Genomic DNA, 21839 nt, shown 5'->3' with positions numbered 1-21839 from the left:
CTGCAAAACTTTTTATACGTAAAGCTTTAATAGGATAGTTATGAATTTATTCACCTCGACTTACCCCCCTAATTGCTACGCTTTAGCAAGTGTACAGTCTGCTAAATCATTCTCAAAACAGGTAGCTGCTTTTAATGCTGTTAAAAGGTCAATTTTAGGCGGTTTAATTTGTAGCACTATATTGCTTAGTCAAGCCGCAAATGCTTATGAGCGCATCGTGGTACTAAGCCCTGATGTGGCAGATATCGTGGTTGCCGTTGGCGGCGCTAACAAAGTTGTGGGTAAGAATGCACTGAATAAAAACCCTGCATTACGCAACGCCAAGCCCGTAGGCATGCACCGCAACGTGACTGCCGAATCGGTATTGGCAGTGAAACCAGACCTAGTTTTGGGCAGCTATATGGTGCAGCCCAGCAGTATTTACCAGCGCTTAAATAGCCTTAATATAAAAGCGGTGAATGTGGCATCTAATGAAGACGTCAAAACGTTTGCCAATAGTATTAAGTTGGTCGGTAGCTATGTCGGACAACCGAGCAAGGCCAATCGTTTAGCGTCAAATTGGATGCAAAATATGGCCGCCAAGCCAGACACACAAACACGTTATATCCTAAGCTATGACGGGCGTATCGTTGCTGGTAAAGGCACGGTAGGTGATGAGTTAATTAGACGAGCGGGCGGTATCAATGCTGCCAATGTGACAGGTTTAAAACCCTTATCTCGGGAAGGCTGGCTGGCTGCCAAGCCCGATGTCATTATTATTGCAGACCATAATAAACCCGTCATTGGGTCGGTGGCTAAGTTTCGTCAGCGTCCCGAAGTCGCCATTAGCCCAGCAGGCAAAAATAATAAAGTCTATTTTTGGCCCGCCAATGACTTTTTGCGCTATGGGCTGGACTCGCCAAGAGTCATAAATAACTTGCATCGGCTATCATCCACCAGATAATGGGTTAGGTCATGTCCTCCTTTAAACTTACTCTCCTGTTAACGGGCAAGGCCTATGTCGCATTCAGAGTTATCTAAACAACAGTTATCTAAGCAGCAGCCCTGCAAACGCTTAAGTCCTGCCACTGTCAACAAAGCAGATGCTAGGCAAGCAGCTGTTCAGCAAGCAGCTGACAATCAGCAGAATACTAAGCAAAAAAATGACCAGCAAACAGCGGTCAATGAGTCATCTATCATCTCTACCTACCCTATTTTAGAGACAACACCGCCCTCACATTTGCGCCGATATTTATTGGCCTATACCTTTGCCCTTCTGGCATCAGCACTTATCATTTGGCTGAGCCTAGGGGTGGGCTTTGGCGAATGGCAGAACCCCGCAACGCTAGACGATATCCTTTGGCAGCTACGCTATCCACGTATTGTGTCTGCTCTTTTAGTCGGCATGGCATTGTCCGTCAGTGGGGCGGCGCTGCAAGCTTTGTTCGAGAATCCCTTGGCAGATCCTAGCCTTATTGGCACCTCAGGCGGCGCCGCTTTAGGTGTGGTATTAGTGCTTGCCTTTGGTATCTCAGGTATTGGTGTGCCTCTAGCTGCCTTTGTGGGTAGTCTAATTGTGTGTCTGTTTATTTTAGGCTGTCATCGCTTTTTGGGCGGTGGACAAATGGGACTGCTCATTTTAGGCTTTGTCATTAGTGCGTTTTGCGGTGCTTTGGTCAGCCTAATATTATTTATGTCTGATGATATGGTGCTGCGTAGTGCTACCAATTGGCTGGCAGGCAGTATGGCGGAAGCAGGCTTTGTACCGATGCGTTACGCCATTGGCTGTATCGTATTAGGTTTGGTACTTATCTTACCGCTTGGTCGCCAGCTAGATAGCTTAATGCTGGGTGAGAACACAGCATTATCTTTAGGTATTAAAGTGGGACGCACCCGCACCTTAGTGGTGATAGCCTCGGCGTTACTGACTGGGGCATCAGTGTCTTTATCTGGTGTGATTGGTTTTATTGGCATGATGATACCCAACCTGCTCGCTATTTTGTTTGGTGGTGGTAGAATGCGGCTAATGATATGGTCAGGCTGGCTTGGCGGCATCTTTTTATTAGTCATCGATAGCTTTGCCCGTCATATTGCCTACCCTGTCGATTTGCCCATTAGTATTGTGTTGGCATTATTAGGCGGCCCCTTCTTTATTTGGTTATTTATGCGCCGTTCTCGTCTTTAAGACGAGTCGACCCTCTCTTTTTAAAATGAAAGATGCTCATTGCATCTGTAGCATTTTTTTATATTAGGATAACAGCGATATGCCCTCCCCTCGTCATACTGTTAACCCATCAAAACCTACTAGCTCACACAATTCTTTGCTTAGTGCTAACTTGCAATCAGCAGAACCCAAAATTAGTGCACCTAATAACACTAATAAAGTGCCAAAAAAAGCATTGTTTGAAATACAAAACCTCAAAGTATATTCAGGCACTAAGCCGCTGTTAAGTGTTGATAATTTAACCATTTATAAATCGTTATTCACCACGTTTATTGGCCCCAATGGTGCAGGTAAAAGTACGTTATTACACAGCTTACTCAATCAGCACAGTGGTACAGGTTTAACAACAACAGGCTCTATTGACAGCACAATCGGGCAGCAAAACCAGCTAGTCAGTCAAGGGAAAATAGCGTGGGTTGGGCAACATGAGCGCTATGAGCTGCCATTAAGTACTTTACAATACGCCCTACTGGGTGCCTCGCCGCAACTAACTTGGTATCAGTCGCCTCGTCCTAGCCATACGTTAAAAGCCCATCAGCTGTTAATGGATTTTGAGCTGTATGATTTAAAAGACACACGGGTACAGCATTTATCGGGTGGCGAAAAGCAGCGGTTATCTATAGTTAGGGCGTTGATGCAAGATACCGATATCTTAATGCTCGATGAACCGACCAATCATCTTGACATTCGTCATCAACGTTTTTTGCTGGCCTATTTGCAAGACTTGGTTCGCCAGCAGCTTAAGACGGTGATTGTAGTATTGCATGATTTGACCCATGCCTACCGCTACAGTGATGAAGTTATTTTAATGAAACAAGGCGGCATCGTTGCCCAAGGCATACCTGATGCGGTGATGATTCAACAATTCTTAAACCCTGTTTATCAAGTGTCCATTGAGTCCTATGATACCGCAGGTGGCCGAGTGTTTATTTAGGCTAAACCATTCAGATTTGGTAACCAATAAAAGCTCATTAAGCAAAGGCTTAATGAGCTTTGAAAAACCCGCTTTATAGTTATTGTTTTTAGTTCTTTTGATATTCTCGGTTTTTTCTTTTACCGTTGCTGCCATCCATGCAGTAAAGACAGTCTAATACATTTATACCTAAATGTAAATAGTAATTATTATCATTTACTTCTTTTATTTTTAATTTTGATTACCGCCTTAGCTACTATAAATAAACCCCGCAAACTGTTGATTGATCTGACAAACGACCATAAAAACTGGAGCTTTAAACTATGCTTTCTATACTTAAGAAATGTACTCAGATTACCTTACAATCATAAGCGTGTTTATCGTATCTACCGTGAGCTTGAATTAAACCTAATCAAATCAGGGGTAATAATGGTCCTGAGTATATTAGCAATGATTTAAAGGACTGGGCTGATGAACAAGAGATTATCGTCGAGTATATCGAGCCTGGTAATCCTCAGCAAAACGCTTATGTTGAGCGCTTTAACAAGACAGTACGTAATGATTGGCTTAATCAAGAGTTGTTTGATAGTTTAGAGCAAGTGAGACAGCAAGCCCAAACTTGGCTCAATCACTATAATAACGAGAGACCCAATATGGGTAATGGTGGCTTTACGCCAATTCAGAAACTTAATATGACAGCTTAGTTCTACTTATTTAGTGTTTTAAATATGGGGGTGTTTCCCATCGGGCGTTGAAGCAGTTGTGCTCTGTAGAGAAGTTTCAAGTAAGACACAAACGGTTGATTAAAAACCATGTGTTTGCATCATTATTTGGCTTTGGCTATTTATCGACGATGTTTAAGTCCATGTACCAATGGCATATTAAGTTATTTAGACCTATTGTGGCTCCTGTTTGTCAGTTAGTCGATAATCAGTGGTGTCATTTGAGACCTAAGTTAAGTTCGATCTAGCATAGTCTTTGCGCCTATGATAGTGCGTAAGTTCTATTATTTAAACTAATCGGCCTAATTTACTCGCTATTGATAACCACTGGCATACGTAGCTCTAACAATAACAATTGTCGACATAAATAGACCAACTGTAGTAGGCTGATCGTTTGTAAGGTGTTTGATATAGTTAAAGAATTTATAGGCTCTGTACTTTCTACTGTATTAGTTCTGGTTGTATTTTTGGTCGTATAAAGAGACTTAATACTATTGGCGATAATACTAAGGCCTGCATCACTGGCCAACTTTTGTTGATAGCGTAACTGTTTAATTTGGCCTTCAGTAGGCTGAATTCTGCCATTAGCGGTTAAGCTTTCTAAAACAGTTAAAATAGGCTCACAAATTAAATGCGACAAAGTCATAGGTTTAATAACATCGATCTCATCCAGCCTTCTTTTTTTACTCATCAATTTACTTATTTTGCCAGATAACAGCTCTTTTAAAGTCAACTTCTTAGTAGGTACCCTATCGTAATTTAAATGAAATAATCCGTCATGCAATATTAAAGTTAAAGGGAGTAACTCTATCTTATCCTGATCAAAACTGACTTTTGCGACTACCATTTTGATATCATGCATATTGAGTCGTTCTAACTTTTTGATGCTATTTATACTTTGAGCATCGTCACTATCCCAATCCAAACGTAAACGCAGTTGGTTATTAGCCTTGTCAGCCAGCTGCCACCACACACATTGCTCAATTTCATCAACTAATAACTCCCCTATTTTAGTAGGATTTAACACCACAACTTTATCTAACTCACTATCTAAAGACAGTTTATCCTGCCAAGTTTGCACCAGCTCTGACCAATCTGCCACTGACACCGTTTCAACGCACGCCAAATAATCACTATAGTTATCCTTTAAAGAACTTTTCTCAGTGACTTTACTGCCCGACACTGCCAACCCCCCATTAGCATTAAACCTTGGGTTTGATAAGGTATTGACATGATTCATTAAACTTTGACTTGAAGATAGCCAGACCGCATTAAACCAAGCAGACTGTTTGTCAAAATTTAAATCTTGACCTTGCGCTCTAGCTTGAGTCAAATCTATGATTTGCTGCTCATTAGGTTCATAAAAGTACAAGGTAAGCCCTCTCGCTTTACCTTGACTCTGCCACCACTCAGCTGCAAGAGGATATAATGTTAACTTTGGAAGGTTTTGATCAGTATCATAAGCATTCCGCAATTTACCACGAAGAGTGACCAACTCATCGCCATCACAATGTTTTAACTGATAAAGATAGGCTGTTAAATCTGCCAGCCCAAATAAAATCTGCCGTTCATTAATATGATTATTACCCTTAACAAAATCATGCATCTGACCACTTATTTGACGTAATTGTGTCGCTAATCTAGGTAAGTGGTGACTGCGAGCTAAGGTATTATTGAGATGCATACGATTGGCTGCGAACGCATCAATGTGAGTCAAACCTCGTGTCACTAATTTTTGAATTTCACTCTCTATATCTTCAAGTAACACAAGCGTTGACTGTGGCAACTGCTGCATTAAATAAGGGTTTGAAGCTGGATTATTGGACGTTGAATCGGTTTGTAAGCTTTGTATCAACCATTGTTTAATAGGTTGAAAGTTCTGCTCAGAATCATAGGCACGTTTTACTTCCAGTATCGCTAACCAATGATAACTATCAGGGTCTTTTTCTATCTTAGATAGCATCCCTGAAAAACCTGCTCCTTGTATGTAACGTATCCGCTGACTTTGGTTGGCCAATTGAATATTGATACTGTTTTGCTCAATATCTATCTGGGTTTTATCGTTATCAGTGGTAGTAGTGGTTGCAATAGGGTAAGTTTCAAAATAAGTAAGCGCCATTGCCACCGCTTTTAACCGCTTCGCTTTAGTGATTTTTTTAGCTATCTTCTGTAAGTCTTCTAATTGCAAAGCCAATAATTCATTAAGAACAGTTGGACTTTTATACTCTGTAGCTGTCTTTAAGTCCTCAATATTAGTTTGGGCTTTTGCATGCTCAGTCGAACCATCATCAATTATGCTAGGCTTGCTATCTGACTTTACACTATCTTGCGCATCATTTTCCTCCGCTAGCTCATTTGATTTTACTAGCTTATTGGATTTTTGTTGCGTGCCGGCTAAGGTCTGAAGATACAACACTGAAGCAACGATATGCTTGCAGGCACTCACTGCGGGGCAATCACATTTGGCGTGGGTCAAACCATTATCTGGTAAAGTTACTATCTGGCTATCGCTGTTTAGTCGAACTTCTGTGGCAGATGGCTTTTTAGTTGATTGGTCATCAATGGACTCATCGTCGATAATTTGTATTTTGCCTGCCGCCACATCTTTTTTGGCTCGACGTAATAATCCGGCATTGGCATAAGTTTTCAATGCTTCTTCATCATAAGCTTGATAATGTGATATCAGGCTACTGATAGCCCTGTTGAAGGACTTGGTATTGGTATTTGAATTTGTGTTGGTGCTGATATTGGAATTGGGGTTGGCATGATTCATTAATTCATTACCTCTGCCAACCAATCGGCAAAATGCTCTGGGGTTAGTGCCGAAACCTGCATGCCGTGTTGCACCAATTTTTGGGCCATCTGAATATCGTAGACACTATTGGCATTATCATCAAGAGCCCCTAATCCTAATAATTTAACCTGTTGACCATGCATTCTAGCAACTGAACTTAACAAATGCGGTACCGAGCCCCCTTCTTCAAAGTCACTTATTAACGCAAATACCGTTCGTTTCGGCTCTGTAATAATAGACTCAGCATATTGTACAGCCTTTGCAATATTGGTCCCACCCCCAAGCTGCACTGTCAGTAAGACTTCAACAGGATCATCAGCCATATGACTTAAATCAACCACATTGGTGTCAAATACCAATAACTTAACGGTAACTGCAGGCAAACTGGCCAAAATACTGGCACAGACAGCACTGTACATTACTGAACTTAGCATAGAAGCACTTTGATCCACACATAATACGACCGTCCATGGCAAATGTCGCTGCACACGGGCATTAAATATAGGTTCACGTATGATTATCTTACCCAAATCATGATTATAGTTTTTCAGGTTGGCCATGATTGTCCGTTTCCAGTCAAAGTTTTGACTGTTAGCAATAAAGGATCGCCGAAAACGATTTCGTCGACCTTGTAGAGCATTGACAAAATTTGGCCGAAGTTTGGCAACAATATCAGCCACTACTTTTTCAATAATACGACGGATATTATCGCGAACTTCTTCGCTCAAGGTTCCTCTTAAACTAAGTAGGGCTTTGGCCAATTGTGGCGTGGGTTCTAACTGTTGTAAAACCTCCTCATTTTTGAGAAGTTTGGTTAATTGATAGCGTTCGAGGGCGTGATTTTGTACTCGTTCAAAAGTGCTTTGGGGAAACAGTTCACGAGCTTGATTCAGCCAATTTACGGCAGTTAATTGGGAGTCATCGAGTGAGCCACCACTGCCTTGTTTGCCTCGTTTATTACTTAATAAGTCGCCCCGATTATCATATTCCCGGTTATACAAATAATCCAAACTACGCTCCAACCGCATTTGATCTCCAGATAAAGCCACATCAGACAAAGCTTTATCACTATAGCGACCAAGTATTAATCGCCAACGGCTAAGGGCTGGATTATTAGAATTTGCACGGGTTTCGCTAAGATTCTCCGTATCTTTGAAGGGGTCTTTTTGAAAATTTTGATCACTGCTCATAGCTTATTCCCACCCCTATCACTCTACGCCAAACCATTGTTGTAATCCTCGGTCGTGCAATAGTTTTTGTAATCGCTGATTTAATCCTAAGCCATGCATCAAGTCCGACTCGCTTAACTGTCCTTGGTATTGAGTAACCTGAACAGCAGAGACACTATGTAATTTGGCAACCTGATTAGCAAGATCATTGGTCTGTATGGGTTTTAGTCCTGTAAAAGCCAATCGTAAATCTGGCAATAAACTGATAAAGGTTTCTTCATCCCAACTGGTTATTAATCTATCTAACATTGCGGTAGCTTCTGAGTAATGCAAAAATAAGGTCGGCACCGCTTGCAACATACCAGATATATAAGCCACAGCAGTTTCAGCATTAGCGCCTACGCCAAAATGTTGTTTTAAACGTAGTGCTAAATTGGTTTCATAAGTGATGCCATCAATAAACTCAAGAGCGTGTACTGCCCCTACCAAAAGTTCTATATCCTGCCAACTGGGTAATAACCTACTCAATGTTTCGTGAAAATCTGCAATTAGATCTACCTCAGTAGTTACCACCCTTTGTTCGTTCTCAGCAGCAATGCTCATCGAGTTATCAGGACTTATAGCTTGAGTGACTACTTGAGAAGTATCATTAATAATAGGACCGATTTGTTTTAGCAGATTATGCAAACTTAAAATATTGGCCAGCGTATCCGAGACTTGATCTTCATTAGGGTTTTGCAATTGTGATAATAAAAACAGAGCTGTAGACGGAACTTCAGCAATCAGAGTAGCAAGCTGTTCGTCTTTTTGTAATTGTAAAAAGGCTTTTCCCGTCCATAAATATAATAAATGCTGACCGCAAGCTATAACTGAACCTAAATCAGGGTCTTTAGGCAGAATACTTGTCATTTCGTCAAATAAGACGTTAATTTGAGAGTTCAACCCCATGAGTGAGGCTTGAATAAGTAAAGAAATAAGTTGTGCTGAAGATTGGTTTTGCCCCTGCTCAGCATAATCTTGGCGTTTACGTAACAGCTGCGTCGTGGCCAGTTGATAAATGTCCGAGCCTTGTTCAGACAATTCAATTAGTCGAGATTCAACTTGAGGAGTCCAAGCATATTGCCATTCTTCAAATAATAAGTGCAGTTGTCCTCCATGTAAGAAGTCCGGTCCACTTTGACGCCTTGCAAACCCTACATCCAAAAATGCGAGTAAATGAAGTAAGCAACTTCGTTTGCGATGGTTCGAATTTCGTAACACATCAAGCTTTGCAGTTTTGCTCAAAGTATCATTCAACTTGAAACGATTGGCTTTTACCAACTCATAAACCTGTGCCAAGATGGGTGGGGTTCTTTGATTACTAACCACCTCACCGAGTTTGGACCCACTAAGGTTTTGCCGCAGTAAACGATTAAAGCCTGAGCTACCTTCATCATTGCTGCCTTTTAAAAAACTACTAGCACAGGCATCTATCAAATCATAACGACCGATCAATCTATGCTCACGAAGTTCAGCGAGCCGCATAGCCTGTTCACTGGCCGTTTTAACGGTAATATAATTACTTTGAGTAATCTGCTCTTTTCGTAATTGGTGAGAAAAATCACTTAAAAAATTGATCACCAGTTGCAGTCGGTTTTGTGGCTCATCGCAGTTAACCATTTGTTCCCAGCAAGCTTGATAAAAAGCTGGTGAGGGCATGCCAGAAGCATAACCATTTAACGCATCTAACTTATCGAAACTGTACCTAATTAGCCAAGACTCATCTGCAGAGGTAGTGATAGACTGATTAGCGGTCGTTGAATGGGTTGTATCTATTGACTTGGTGCTTGTGATTGACTTGGTGCTTGTATCCGATGGCTTATCTAATGGTTGTGAGGCTTCTTTGTTGGTATCGGATAAGAGTGATTGCTGTAGGCTTTCAATTAACGCTAAAGTATGAAAACCACCAGTGACCACTACTATTTTTGGGGTATCTTTTAAAGGGTTATTTGAATTTTTTGAATTTTCTGGCTTTTTAACAGAGCCACTTTTCAGCGACTGATAGCACTCGATTATACGTTGGCTCATATAATCTTCGCGCACCACTGAACCTTCCATTTCAAGAACTTTTTGCTCATAGTCAAGTCGGGACATGGCACACCATACCAATACTTTGTCAAAAAAGGTTTGCCAATCCCTAAGCTGATAGATGCTATCTAACTCAAATAAATGCTCCCAGACTTCATCATGGTCTCGGCAATGTAGCTTTTCTGCCAATCTTTTGATATAAGTGCTATGGGCCAGATATCGCTCTTGTTGCAGGCTTTGTGACTCCCAGTTCTGTTCAGATAGTACCCACTGACGATGGGCGACTTGTTCTGAAAAAGGCAGATCTATACATTGCAGTTGACAGCTATTCAAGGTGCTTCTACCTGTTTGGCAGGTATTTGTTTGACTGGTATCAGTATTCTCTTGACCCTGAGACGCATAACGCAGTGCTACCCATTCCGGGGAGTATTCACAAAAGGGAAAATATGCAGAATAAGGATGCTGTACTAGACGTTTGCTTTTCTGTTTATCGGATGAGTTACTTTTATCGGAAGGCTTGTTGCTTTGCAAATCTTCTGATTCAATCTCGACTGAATCTGAATCTGAATCTGTAACGAAATAACTGACTTGGGTTTGACACAATACCGCTAGTGGCGGTTTATTATCAGGATGCTTTAAGTCCTCAAGCATCTCATCAAAACTGGCAGGCGCTTCAATTAACACCGCATTCGGCTCAATACTAACCAATGCTTGCTTAGTAGCATAGGCACAAGCTGGACTATGATGGCGAATGGGCAGTAGATAAATGCCCAGTTCATTCAATTTCGCTAAATCATTGAGTGCTGTTGCCAAACGCTTGGGGAGTTGTCCAGCTTCAAAGGTCAATGAATGTCTATCCCCTTGAGCCGTATCTACTGCCAAAATGTCTTACCCTCATTATAAAATGCCTTCCAAGTTTTATCTTTTCGCGCTCGTTCCTTAACCACATTATCCATATAAAAACGAATACGTTTAATATCATCGGCGTTGTCTTTAAGCACCACCCCAATTATCTGCTTCGCCACCGCAGCAGCTGATAGCGATTTATCTCCCAAATAATACCCCTCTAGTGCTGAGGCATAAGCCACATTAAACGCTTCTGCAGAAGACATTACAGCATCTGGTGTCTTAATAGCAGTGCCCGCCTTAGTCTGTCCTTGACGCAACTCTTGAAAAACAGTTACCAACAGATCAATGACTTCATCTTTTAAATCAATTTCATTGCCTATATTGGCTTCTAGATTACCAAGCTCGGTTTTCAACTGTTTTAAAATCAAAGACTTTTCAAACTCAGCATCGCTAATCGGGTGTACCGTCTCAAAATTAAAACGACGCTTTAAAGCTGAAGACATTTCGTGGACGCCTTTATCTCTAAGGTTTGCCGTAGCAATCACATTAAATCCGGGTTTGGCAAACAACCTACCTTGCTCACCAAACTCTGGGATCATCATGGTTTTCTCAGACATCATAGATACCAGCACATCCTGAATCTCAGGAGGACAACGGGTAATTTCCTCTAACCTGACTATTTTGCCTTGTGACATGGCTTGATATATCGGAGACGGAACCAAAGACTTTTGATTCGCCCCTTCTGCCAATAATAAAGCAAAGTTCCAAGAGTATTTAAGATGGTCTTCGGTGGTACCTGCTGAGCCTTGCACCATCAGTCCTGAATCATCACAAATGGCCGCTGTTAATAGCTCAGATAACATGGATTTGGCGGTACCTGGCTCACCCACCATCATCAAGCCTTGTTTGCCAAGTAAAGTAACTATACAGCGGTCGACTAGCGCATCATCGCCATAAAACTTACGGCTAATGTTTAGGGATTCATCGCCCAATATAAATTTTCGGACCGCTTTTGGTGAACGAAGCCAGCCACTTGGAATAGCATGTCCGTTAGCTTTGTCATCTTGCGACAGTCTATCCAGTTCTTGCTTATAACGCTGCTCCGCGGATTGCTTCAGAACGTTTTGGCTACTGTTATTAGCCTCATCATTGTCACTGTTCATGGAGTTGCTAACGTCGCTATCATTTTGAGCGGCCTTGGTCACAGTTTCGGTCGACATAATTTATCCAAATTTGCAATTTACTGTTTTAATTTTATTGCTTAGGTTTTAATTGATTGCTTTAAATATACTGCTCTAAAATTAGAGTTACTTTTATCATAGTGTCTTACCACAGTGTTTTCTTTTCCCACTCCTCATCATAACCTGACGTTGCTTCAGCGACCTTTTTATATTCAGCATAACTTTCTGCCAACAATATGGGGTTTACGTCTTTTAACAAGATATAATCAGTATTCCATGAATAAGATTGCTTGGTTTCAAAACACAACTCAAAAAGCACAGTGGGAATGTTCTCTTCTGGGACATAACTGCCACTAAATACTATTACAGCCGAGATACCCAAACTGTCGTAGTTTTTAAAATAACGATCAAATGAACCAGCATCTTCGATACTGGCCCTTTGATACCCCATCTTAGTTAACACTCCTCTTAAGGTGAAAGTATCGGTGACATAACCTTTAAATTCATCAATTTGGTTTGCCTCTTTTTCAAACTGTGGACAATGATGATCAAATTGACTGAATAAAGGTTTAACCTCATAATCTTTTAGATGCTCTCGCCAATTATCACAAGCTTCTTGATCTACTAATACTGCATGAGCCAGCTTTACAAAGCTATCATCACTTAGGCTAATTTCTTCATCATCTATGTCTAACAACGCGCCATCTTCATCTGGACGGAAAACTCGAATTAACTTGCCCTCAGCATCCACTTCCAGCCATACTAGCCTGCTAATCAGTCGCTTCATAATCGGATGGGTAAACAAGTATTGTAGCCAGTCACTGCTATGCCACATACGCTCACTACACATAGATTCATAGAGTCGAGCCGTTTGTAAACTGAGCACTTGTTTCAACTCTTTTTTACTATTGCTAAATAGCGATTTGGCTTCTTTAATTATTGCCGCATCGTCATTTTTCCTAGGTGCAGGCATCGATTTAATGACTTTCCCAGACTCGTTTTGCAATACAAACTTGTCTTTTTCATTGACAAAAGCAGTTAGTGTTCGTGAATCGTAATCCAGGATTAACAGTCCATTATCATCCAATCCAGCAGTAGGTATAGTACGGTCTGCAAGCTCGTCTGCTGTCCAATTATTGCGTTCTGCAATTTGAGTAACCAACTCTTTCGCCAAATCTTGAATTGAAGTAGTTCGGTAACGTCGAGATAAGCCCAATAACAACTGAATAACAAGCGGATCATCACTGTTGGCAAAGGCTGTCAACATCGCCATAATCTGTGCATTACGACGATAATGCTGTTTCATAAACTCTTGCAAGATACTTACTGCTTTACTACCCCTAGCTTTATAAGTTAATGCCAGTAAGCCTTTACTTTTAATTGCTGAGCCTAGATAAATACTCAGTTGCTCTCGTTTTATTTCTTCTATAACTTGTTCGAGAGTAATGTTCTCATACCGTGCCCACCAACTGTCTTCACTATCTTTGCCCCAGCGATTGTAAGAGTCTTTATAACTTTGCAATCTTGCCGGAGCTTCTTTCTGAGCCGTCTCAGTTGCTTCAGTCACGCTAACGGTACGGGTATCTTCTGCAATAAAGGTTTGCAATAAATATTCCGCCAAGGCTTGCTGACTGTTCTCATCAAGTAGCCCCATGTAGCGTTGCAGCAACCCATTGGGATTAGGGTCTTTTAGTTTTTCGGCCAAAGTTACCCACCATTGAATTATCAAAGGATTAACCGTTTCGCCATTTTGCCACTTCACTGGCGGCAAACTTTGTACATCAAACCACTGAAAACTTTTTAAAGTTTTGCCTTTAAGCCCTTTTTCGGCATCTTTTAATAAAGCTGAAGGGGATAGATACTTTGAGATATCTTCACCCAAGTCTTCTAATGCGGTTAGAATACTGGCGATAACAATCTCTTTTTTCTCTTTTTTCAGCAGTTGATAAAGGGCTTTTATTACTTGCTCCTTATGACTGTCATCCTGCTCATTAAGACGGACTAACCATTCAACAGCTGTTACTCGTATCGCTTGTTTGCCATTACCCAGAGCTTCTATAGCCCGCTCATGGATATTAGGTAAGTTAGATAACAAATCTTGAGCGTCTTGCCTTACTGTTTTACTTTCACCCAAAGCATACTCCAATAATCTAGGAATAAACTGCTTAGGGATGGTTTCAAACTTAGCTAAGATCTCCATTGCTTTAACAGGCTCAAATTTATACCAACTGCTTTCGCTTTGGTTAGGTAACAATCCCAGTGCTTCCGATAAATAATCTATATGTTGTGTAAAGAAAGGGACGATTTGTTCAGGACGATTGAGAAACCTAGGTAGCACAGGCGCCCAAGTATATTCCAAATACTGTTCGCCTATTTCTCGTTCAGGGTTTTCAATATCACAATCTTTCATTACCTGAGCCAATTGTCTAAGCTCAATATTGATCAACATTTCTGGGGTTATAACATTTTCAAATTTGTGCCACATAATCCCATTATTTTTTCTATTATTGTTCACTGAAAGTCTAATAGCGTGATGCAGACCATATTCAGGTAAACTTTGTAGCCTTTTTTTATAGCCAATAATTTCATTAAGGGCATTGTTATTAAACAAACCTTTATTGCCTTTGCCATTCAAAGCTGCTAGAAGATTAGCTCCATACTGAGTGGGCTTCAATTTATTCCAATATTTGTAGTTATCTTGCATCCATTTTCTAGGGTGTTCTGAGCTCTTATTGTCCTCAATCTCTTTTTCTGCCATTATTCGTTTTTTCTCAAGTAACTCTTGATAGTTTTCAGTTAAAATTTCGATAACATTATCAGTAAAAGGTTGAGTAACAAGAGGTTCAATCTCAGGTAATTTATAACTACTTTCTTCCATCTCATCTAAGCTTTGTAAGCGGCTTAAAGCAGACTGAATGCCTTGAATAACTGATGTTTGCTTTTCATTTTCTAAAGCTGCTTTTAAAATTGAGTAGGGAGTGTCTGCACTATTGGTTTCTGAACCCTCAATATTTTTATTCATTTCAGAATCTGTATCAGTATTTGAACCCTGCCTTGCAATAATATCTGCTGCTTGCCGGCGCTGACTGGCATTACCCTTATGTAATAGCTCTATTAAATAGGGTTGAATCATCTCTTTTGGCAAAGTATTAACTTTTGAGGCAGCTATTTCACGGACAGTTTTACTTTTACTGGTAGATAGAATGGCGACCAGCGAAGGGAATTTTTGAATTACATTTGGTTGCAAATTAGCTAAGTTGTCAATAAACTGCTTTTGTCCTTTGGCAGACAAGGTGGGAATTAACGATTCTACAAAAGCTCTGTTGTTTTCTAAAACTTCAAGCGTATCAGGCAATTGATAGATTAGATCTATTGAATTGGTATAATATTCATCGATTTCTTTACGCTCGAACATTAATTTGATTAATAATTCATTATTTTTGGCCACTAATGCTTGTTCACTTTCGTCAGTCAAACCATCACTTTCCGAGTCATCTTTATGTAACACATCATCGGCCATAAGTACTTTTAATAACTTCTCAAAAGTCCAGTTTGAACGATATTTAACCTCCCTATCTCTATCCATTGTGGACTTAAGACCGTCTACTACTAAATAAGTAAACCATTTTGGAACTGCTGGCGATATAACGCTATAGTTTTCTGATTTGGTCGCAGCTGCTAGTACTTTGCTATATCGAATTATTTGCTCTGGGGTCAGAGTTTTGAAAATATGCTTATAGAGTTTATGCCTAGCATTTTTGCTTTGGGTGATATGGCGGTTAATATTAGTGGTCATGTTATGTTGATGACGATAGCTGCCCCAATAATATCCAATCGTACCTGGAAAATCTAATAGGGTTCCGAGCATGTCATCATTACGATTGGCAAAGTCTTGCAATAGGATGGGATCTTTACCATGGATTATATAGTTGATGACTCGCTCTGGATACTTTTCATCAGCTAAAGATAACCCATTGAAAATAGGTAATAAGCTATCAATGGCGGCTTTATTTTCTTTATCCCCAAACGAGGCTATTGATTTTATCTTATCAAACAGACTTGCCATTTAATTTCCCTTCTTATTTTTTGAATTATTTAACTATATATTCTAGTTTGTTAATTGCTTATTACTAACTCTCCTTTAAATAAAATATAGTACATCTAAATGGTACAGTCTATAAAAATAATATTAAATTTTACTTTTGCTTTAATTTAACCTGGCAAATTCATGGAGGAAAATGCCCATGTAGATACAATTCGGGCTATAGCGCACCGCCTTTAATAATATCTAATTAAGATTGGGCCAATACCTTATATGGCTATAGCCGTATTAACAAAGAAATACGTATTTTTTAGTATACTTACCTTAGTAAATATTATTTTATTCTAAGCAATTGTTAGTCATTGCAGTAATAGGAACAGCGACGGTACACCATTAGGGTCTTATAAACAGCAAGCCTTTAAGCTTATAGTAATATTTCCATACAAAGCTCATCTTCACTACGGATTTTAATTACTTTAATAAACTTTAGAAATGCAATTATTAGATAACTAAAATGAGGTAGTAAAGATATAGAAACACCACAGCGCTAATCTCCATGCTTCAAATGATACTGCACTATTGACACCCACAGGTAATACTACATTCTTAACATATGGAATATCATTTGTTCTATATTTATTGAGTCCATTACACCTTGAATAAAAAAAACCAGACAACTTCAGCTATCTGGCTCTTAAATCTCAAAAAAATTAACTACCTACCATAGTACTCTTGCCATGTAGCATGCTCACACACCTCACAGCACCAACTCTCTTTAGACCTCATATAAGGAATGTCCGCAGGAACCTCCAAAGGGCATACATACCCACAGAAGTCGCACGTTACATCATCTAAGTAAGCAAAGCATTCAGCTACCTCTTTGAACAAAGCTTGAACTGTAATGCCGTATTTAGAACAGACATATTCAACGTGCTTAATATAATTCGTTGTAGGTTCGTATGCCCAGTAATCTTCACACATATTGAGCTCTTGGATACCCTGAGTTATGTTAGGTTGAAGTTTTAAAGTCATAATAAACGCCTCACTTAATAGCCATAACCAGGGTTTGTAAATAAATCTCGTAACTCACGCTCTAAAGAGGCGCGGAACTCCTCTGCTACAACAGGCTTTGTTGCCGCGTTGTCCAGCTTGTTTTGTACCCATACGCGCAGCGCCATATGGTTATTGAAGCAAGTGTCAACCTCTAAGAAGCGTGCTAAATCATTACCTGCCTGAATACAGTTATCACGTATTAAGGCATTTGCAATGCTATTTGCCTCAGCACTAATATGTCCTTGAGGTTTGTGATCAGCTAATAGTGTTTGATAATCAATGGTCTTCATTGTTAACCTCCTTGTCCATATCCATATTGCTCGTATCAAACTGTGCTTGACTACGATTGACCAACGCTTCAAAAGCGCTACCATCTTGACGAGTCATGTTAGGTACGTAGCGACTGTAAGTATTAAACAGCATCTTGGTGGTTGAATGACCCATCTGATATGCAATCCATTCAGGGCTCTCACCAGCGGCTAACCACAGAGTGGCTGCAGTATGCCTAGTTTGATAAGCATTGCGCTTTTTAAGGCCTAATGCCTTGAGCGTAGGGTGCCAAACACGCTTATTCACATTGTTGTAGTCCAGTGGATCACCAGTATGAGAACAAAACACATAGTCTGACCTCCCGAATGTGATTTTATACTGCTCTTGCAAGGCCTCATACACCCAAGGCGACATTTGAATCGCTCGATAGGACTCTTGAGTTTTAGGCGGTACGATTTTGCCCTTTACTAGTGCTTGATTAATGACAATCTCCCTGCGGTCAAAGTCAACATTCTCCCAAGTTAAGCCGTCAATCTCGCTGGTTCGCATACCTGTAAAAAAGCGCACAAGATAGTAAGCCTTATAGTCTACTCTGACACCGTTTAAAAACTTCCAAACCTCCTCTAATGTGAAGGGCTGAATGCTAACCTTAGGCTCTTTAAGTGCTTTGATGTCTTCATAAGGATTTTCAAACTTGTAGCGTTTGGCTGCTTCTTTTAGTATCATACCCAAAGGTACCATGATAGAGTTTATGCGTGCCGCTGACAGATGTTTGTTAGTTTTTCCGCGCGTAACTTTGGCGAGTGATGAGCGGAAGGCTAATACATCTGTCTTTTTTATGCCTTCAATGGGCCTGTTTTTAAACTCAGGCAGTAAGTACATATCGAGTATTTCTCTAACTTTGCGTCTTTGGGTAGCACGCCATTCAATCTCTTTTTCTGAAAACCAGAGCTCTGCAAACTGGGTAAAAGATGGCACATTGGTTGTGATGCATTCTTTTCGCTCACTTAGATACATCATCCGTTCAGCTTTATCACTCTTAGGAAAGTACTGAGCATAGTTGAATGTACCTAGTACTATCTCAGCTTCCATCCTCTCAATTATCTTTTGAAGCTTCTTACGGTTTTCAGGGGTATCAATCAAATTAGTTGTTTCGCGACAACGGACACCTAAGTACCGAAAGTCGACAAACAGTTTTTTACCTCGGCTTCTAATGCTGGCCATAATAGTCTCCTTATTGTAATGCCATGGCGTTGATACTGCCGGATACGCCGACACGCATGTCTTTTTCAATTTCTTCCCAAACATAAAGGATTTTTCTACCACCAAATGGTCTGATGTAGTGAATGCCTTCAATTAAGACACTGTCTTTGAGCTCATTTCGAATTGTACGAGGGGTGTACTTGATGCGTTCAGAAAGCTCTTGGGTTGTTAAGTAAGTATGTGACATAATACATTCCTTATATAAAGTTTAATCATGATGGTACTTTTAAATACCATAGTTGTAATTTAGCACATATTTATAACTATGCAAGTACTTTTTACAACTAAGATTGGAGTTTTTCTGTGATAGTTAATCATTTACCGACTTTGTTAGCGGAAAGAAGACTAAAGGTAGCGGATGCCGTACGAGCGACAGGAATTAGCAAAACAACGTTACATAAAATATATAATGACCAGTCATCAAGAATCGACTTCGATACTATTGATAAGCTGTGTGAGTTTTTAGAGGTTGGGGTCGGGGATATATTTGAGTATGTGCCTAGTGCAGAAGAGCTGGATTTGAAAAATTAGAGTAGAGGTCAAATTTAAGAAATTTATGAGTGCAAAAATATAGGGCAGGCACAGCTTGGGCACAATCTGGGCACACGGTTTTTTTGCAGTTTATAAAGATAGACTGAATCGATGTATTGTGGCGAGAGTTAGAATTAGTGTCAGCCCTTATAAAATGGACACAAAAAAAGCCCCAATCATAAAGATTGGGGCTTTCGAATTTGGTAGGCGTAACTAGATTCGAACTAGCGACCTCTACCATGTCAAGGTAGCGCTCTAACCAACTGAGCTATACGCCTATTGAGGTCACGTATTTTAGCAAGTTTTTGGGCTTTTGCAAGTGTTTTGTCATAATTAATGGTGATTAACCCTAAAATATTATCCTACTCCATTAACCACTTATAGAGTTTGAAAATAAGTTTAGCACCACTACCCCAGCGACGATCAGTCCAATACCAATAATTGCCGGTGTATCGATGCTATGCTTAAATACAACCAGCCCTATTAGTGCCGTTAATACGATACCCACACCGCCCCAAAGTGCATATGCGATGCCCAAAGGAATAACCCTTAACGACTTGGTTAAAAAGTAAAAAGAGAAGGCATATAAGATGACCATTGCTAACGTCGGCAATGCCTTAGTGAACTCTTGTGATTTAACCAAGAAGGTAGTGCCGATAATTTCGCAAATAATGGCGGCAGCCAAATAACTATAAGCAATAATAGTAGGAGACATAAAATCCGCCATTAATTCTTCACCATAGACCTAAAGAGCAATTAACGCTCAAGATGCAAGAACTGCATATGACGCTCATATTGATTCAGAATATCCACCAATACTTGCTCCTTCGTATAGCCGACTAAATCATACTCCTGAGAGCCTTCACTTAAGAACACCTCAGCACGGTAGTAATATTCCGCCTGAGTGCTTGAAGAGGCTAACGTAAAGCTCGGACGTTCTGCTTTTACCAAATAGACATCATATACAAAGTCATTTTCAGAACCATGACCGACCTCTAAGCTCAAACCTTCAAAGCCTTTGGTGCCATCGCGCTCTACTAATTTAGTCACTAGCCCGCCCTCATTAAGCTCTGCCCTTACCTCTTGCATAGCTGATAAAACGACTTCTTGCATAAAGCGTTCAACTTGTTTCTTATTTGGGAAACTAACAATACGCTGTAATCGCGCCTTCCAGCTTTTACCATTATTAAGCACATTCGCAGTACCTATAACACTGGCTTTACGCTTATTACCCTCTTCTTTTAGGCAACCCCACATAGATACCATATAAAGTAGAAGAATAATTGAGAAAGGTAGGCCTGCTATCACAGAGACAGACTGTAACGAGGTAAATCCACCTGCAAATAATAAGCCTAAAGTAATAAGACCTGTCGCTGCGGCCCAGAATAATCTTAACCACACAGGCGCATCCGCATCATTGGTAAGACCCCGTGAACTCAAGTTAGACAGCACTAGAGCGCCAGAGTCAGCCGATGTCACAAAGAACACCAGACCAATTATGACACCTGCAAAAGACAGTACATCGCTATAAGGATAATGTTCAAATAAAGCGAACATACCCATGGCAGCGTTGTCTACAGCAGTCTGACCTAACTCAGTCGCCCCATTATTAACCAAATCGATTGCTGAGTTACCAAAGATAGAGAACCAAGCGAATATAAAGCCCAATGGAATAAACATCACACCAAATACGAATTCACGTAAGGTACGACCACGGCTAATACGCGCGATAAATAGACCGACAAACGGTGCCCAAGCAACCCACCAAGCCCAGAAGAAGATGGTCCACCATGACTTCCATTCCGCACCAGCTGCACCTTCATACGCATAAACATCAAATGTTTTGGCGACGACAGTTTGGAAATAATCCCCTACGTTTTGAGTAAAGGCATTCAATAAATACACCGTATTGCCCATTACTAAAATGGCAATTAGCAACAAAGTTGCGGTTATCATATTAAATTCAGATAAACGTCTAACCCCTTTTTCCACTCCCGTCATGGCAGATAATCCCGCTGCCACAATAACCAGTACGATAATAATACTTTGTACTGTTTTACTATCTGCAATACCAAACACATGGGTAAGACCAGCATTGGCTTGTAATACACCAATACCTAAGCTTGTCGCAATACCCATTAGCGTACAGACGACACCAAAGGTATCAACGCTATCACCGAGCCAGCCTTTAACCAAACGCTCACCGAAAATCGGGGTCAATGCCGAACGCAACGCCAGTGGCATATTCTTACGGTACGCAAAATAAGCTAAGGTCATACCAATTAAGGCATAAATACCCCAGCCATGTAATCCCCAATGTAAAAACGTCTGTGGTAGCGCAGCGCGCATGGCCTCTGCACTCTCTGGAGTTAGACCGCTATGAGGTGTTAAGTAATGCATCAAAGGTTCAGACGCACCAAAAAATAACAGGTCGATACCAATACCTGCTGAAAAAAGCATTGCCGCCCACGTTATAAATGGGAATTGCGCTTTTTCATGATCTTGACCTAGCTTAATATCACCATAACGCGACATGCCCACGAATAGGGAAAATATACTATAAGCAGCAACGACTAACATGTAGTACCAACCAAAACTATTGGATACCCATGCCATGCCAGAGCTTAATAAATTTTCACTATAGGTTGGAAAAGAAATGGTCCAAATAATAAGTAAAATAGAGATAACGGCTGAACCAATAAATACCGTCTTATTTAATCTCAGGGTTTCCGTAGATTCCTCGGCGGGAGAACTGTGCATGAAATTTCCTTATCAATAAATA

14 protein-coding genes, 1 tRNA gene and 1 pseudogene are annotated in these 21839 nt (G+C 40.4%); 5 read left to right on the top strand and 11 right to left on the bottom strand.

Features of this window, described 5'->3' with window-relative positions; all coding sequences use genetic code 11:
* Window positions 1-40: 40 nt before the first annotated feature.
* The 4 genes and pseudogenes from AC2SLO_RS05010 to AC2SLO_RS04995 all read left to right on the top strand — a co-directional run.
* Window positions 41-943 (top strand): heme/hemin ABC transporter substrate-binding protein, encoded by a 903-nt coding sequence (locus AC2SLO_RS05010; protein WP_486542743.1) that lies wholly within the window; start codon window positions 41-43, stop codon window positions 941-943.
* A gap of 54 nt (window positions 944-997) precedes the next feature.
* Window positions 998-2164 carry a FecCD family ABC transporter permease gene (locus AC2SLO_RS05005; protein WP_486542745.1) on the top strand — a complete coding sequence of 389 codons (1167 nt, stop codon included), beginning with the start codon at window positions 998-1000 and terminating at the stop codon, window positions 2162-2164.
* Window positions 2165-2243: 79 nt separating this feature from the next.
* Window positions 2244-3137 carry an ABC transporter ATP-binding protein gene (locus AC2SLO_RS05000; protein WP_486542747.1) on the top strand — a complete coding sequence of 298 codons (894 nt, stop codon included), beginning with the start codon at window positions 2244-2246 and terminating at the stop codon, window positions 3135-3137.
* A gap of 258 nt (window positions 3138-3395) precedes the next feature.
* A pseudogene (locus AC2SLO_RS04995) lies at window positions 3396-3820 on the top strand (integrase core domain-containing protein); the annotation flags it as partial.
* Between the two features lie 325 nt (window positions 3821-4145).
* Here the strand turns inward: AC2SLO_RS04995 and AC2SLO_RS04990 are convergent.
* From AC2SLO_RS04990 to AC2SLO_RS04955, 8 genes are all read right to left on the bottom strand, one after another.
* Complete coding sequence (locus tag AC2SLO_RS04990; protein ID WP_486542749.1) at window positions 4146-6611, bottom strand: YehQ C-terminal OB-fold domain-containing protein; 2466 nt, start codon at window positions 6609-6611, stop codon at window positions 4146-4148.
* Window positions 6611-7822: a VWA domain-containing protein gene (locus AC2SLO_RS04985; protein WP_486542751.1), complete on the bottom strand. Its 1212-nt coding sequence runs from the start codon at window positions 7820-7822 to the stop codon at window positions 6611-6613. Before AC2SLO_RS04985 ends, AC2SLO_RS04990 begins: the two co-directional genes overlap by 1 nt.
* Before the next feature lie 18 nt (window positions 7823-7840).
* The gene (locus AC2SLO_RS04980; protein WP_486542753.1) at window positions 7841-10750 is read right to left on the bottom strand and encodes a DUF5682 family protein; all 2910 of its coding nucleotides are present in this window, start codon (window positions 10748-10750) and stop codon (window positions 7841-7843) included.
* On the bottom strand, window positions 10741-11880 hold the full coding sequence (locus AC2SLO_RS04975) for an ATP-binding protein (RefSeq protein ID WP_486542809.1): 1140 nt from the start codon (window positions 11878-11880) through the stop codon (window positions 10741-10743). The genes AC2SLO_RS04980 and AC2SLO_RS04975 overlap by 10 nt, the downstream gene beginning before the upstream one ends.
* Window positions 11881-12043: 163 nt before the next feature.
* Entirely contained in the window at window positions 12044-15964 is a 3921-nt protein-coding gene (locus AC2SLO_RS04970) for a DUF4132 domain-containing protein (protein ID WP_486542755.1), read from the bottom strand.
* A 1022-nt stretch (window positions 15965-16986) separates the two neighbouring features.
* Complete coding sequence (locus tag AC2SLO_RS04965) at window positions 16987-17283, bottom strand: hypothetical protein (protein ID WP_486542757.1); 297 nt, start codon at window positions 17281-17283, stop codon at window positions 16987-16989.
* Window positions 17270-18487, bottom strand: a complete 1218-nt coding sequence (locus AC2SLO_RS04960) for an Arm DNA-binding domain-containing protein (RefSeq protein ID WP_486542759.1) — start codon at window positions 18485-18487, stop codon at window positions 17270-17272. The genes AC2SLO_RS04965 and AC2SLO_RS04960 overlap by 14 nt, the downstream gene beginning before the upstream one ends.
* A 10-nt stretch (window positions 18488-18497) precedes the next feature.
* Window positions 18498-18713, bottom strand: coding sequence for a hypothetical protein (locus tag AC2SLO_RS04955; RefSeq protein WP_007393965.1), 216 nt, complete (start codon window positions 18711-18713; stop codon window positions 18498-18500).
* 116 nt (window positions 18714-18829) lie between these two features.
* On the opposite strand from AC2SLO_RS04955, the gene AC2SLO_RS04950 reads away from it, so the two are divergent.
* On the top strand, window positions 18830-19057 hold the full coding sequence (locus tag AC2SLO_RS04950; RefSeq protein WP_486542761.1) for a helix-turn-helix domain-containing protein: 228 nt from the start codon (window positions 18830-18832) through the stop codon (window positions 19055-19057).
* A 201-nt stretch (window positions 19058-19258) separates the two neighbouring features.
* Here the strand turns inward: AC2SLO_RS04950 and AC2SLO_RS04945 are convergent.
* The 3 genes from AC2SLO_RS04945 to betT form a co-directional block, all read right to left on the bottom strand.
* A tRNA-Val gene (locus AC2SLO_RS04945) sits at window positions 19259-19335 on the bottom strand.
* A gap of 92 nt (window positions 19336-19427) precedes the next feature.
* Window positions 19428-19784, bottom strand: coding sequence for a DMT family transporter (locus AC2SLO_RS04940; RefSeq protein ID WP_486542763.1), 357 nt, complete (start codon window positions 19782-19784; stop codon window positions 19428-19430).
* Window positions 19785-19813: 29 nt separating this feature from the next.
* Window positions 19814-21817, bottom strand: a complete 2004-nt coding sequence (gene betT, locus AC2SLO_RS04935; RefSeq protein WP_486542765.1) for a choline BCCT transporter BetT — start codon at window positions 21815-21817, stop codon at window positions 19814-19816.
* Window positions 21818-21839 lie beyond the last annotated feature (22 nt).

The sequence above is a fragment of the Psychrobacter sp. CX14 genome (genome assembly GCF_057396205.2).
The sequence above is the reverse complement of the archived record's forward strand: the minus strand, read 5'-3'. Positions and strand labels throughout refer to the sequence as shown.

Coding starts and splice junctions, on each gene's coding strand:
- AC2SLO_RS05005 (WP_486542745.1), top strand. CDS start 998: ATGTCGCATTCAGAGTTATCTAAACAACAGTTATCTAAGCAGCAGCCC.
- AC2SLO_RS04975 (WP_486542809.1), bottom strand. CDS start 11,880: ATGAACAGTGACAATGATGAGGCTAATAACAGTAGCCAAAACGTTCTG.
- AC2SLO_RS04955 (WP_007393965.1), bottom strand. CDS start 18,713: ATGTCACATACTTACTTAACAACCCAAGAGCTTTCTGAACGCATCAAG.
- AC2SLO_RS04965 (WP_486542757.1), bottom strand. CDS start 17,283: ATGAAGACCATTGATTATCAAACACTATTAGCTGATCACAAACCTCAA.
- AC2SLO_RS04985 (WP_486542751.1), bottom strand. CDS start 7,822: ATGAGCAGTGATCAAAATTTTCAAAAAGACCCCTTCAAAGATACGGAG.
- AC2SLO_RS04970 (WP_486542755.1), bottom strand. CDS start 15,964: ATGGCAAGTCTGTTTGATAAGATAAAATCAATAGCCTCGTTTGGGGAT.
- AC2SLO_RS05000 (WP_486542747.1), top strand. CDS start 2,244: ATGCCCTCCCCTCGTCATACTGTTAACCCATCAAAACCTACTAGCTCA.
- AC2SLO_RS04990 (WP_486542749.1), bottom strand. CDS start 6,611: ATGAATCATGCCAACCCCAATTCCAATATCAGCACCAACACAAATTCA.
- AC2SLO_RS05010 (WP_486542743.1), top strand. CDS start 41: ATGAATTTATTCACCTCGACTTACCCCCCTAATTGCTACGCTTTAGCA.
- AC2SLO_RS04960 (WP_486542759.1), bottom strand. CDS start 18,487: ATGGCCAGCATTAGAAGCCGAGGTAAAAAACTGTTTGTCGACTTTCGG.
- AC2SLO_RS04940 (WP_486542763.1), bottom strand. CDS start 19,784: ATGGCGGATTTTATGTCTCCTACTATTATTGCTTATAGTTATTTGGCT.
- betT (WP_486542765.1), bottom strand. CDS start 21,817: ATGCACAGTTCTCCCGCCGAGGAATCTACGGAAACCCTGAGATTAAAT.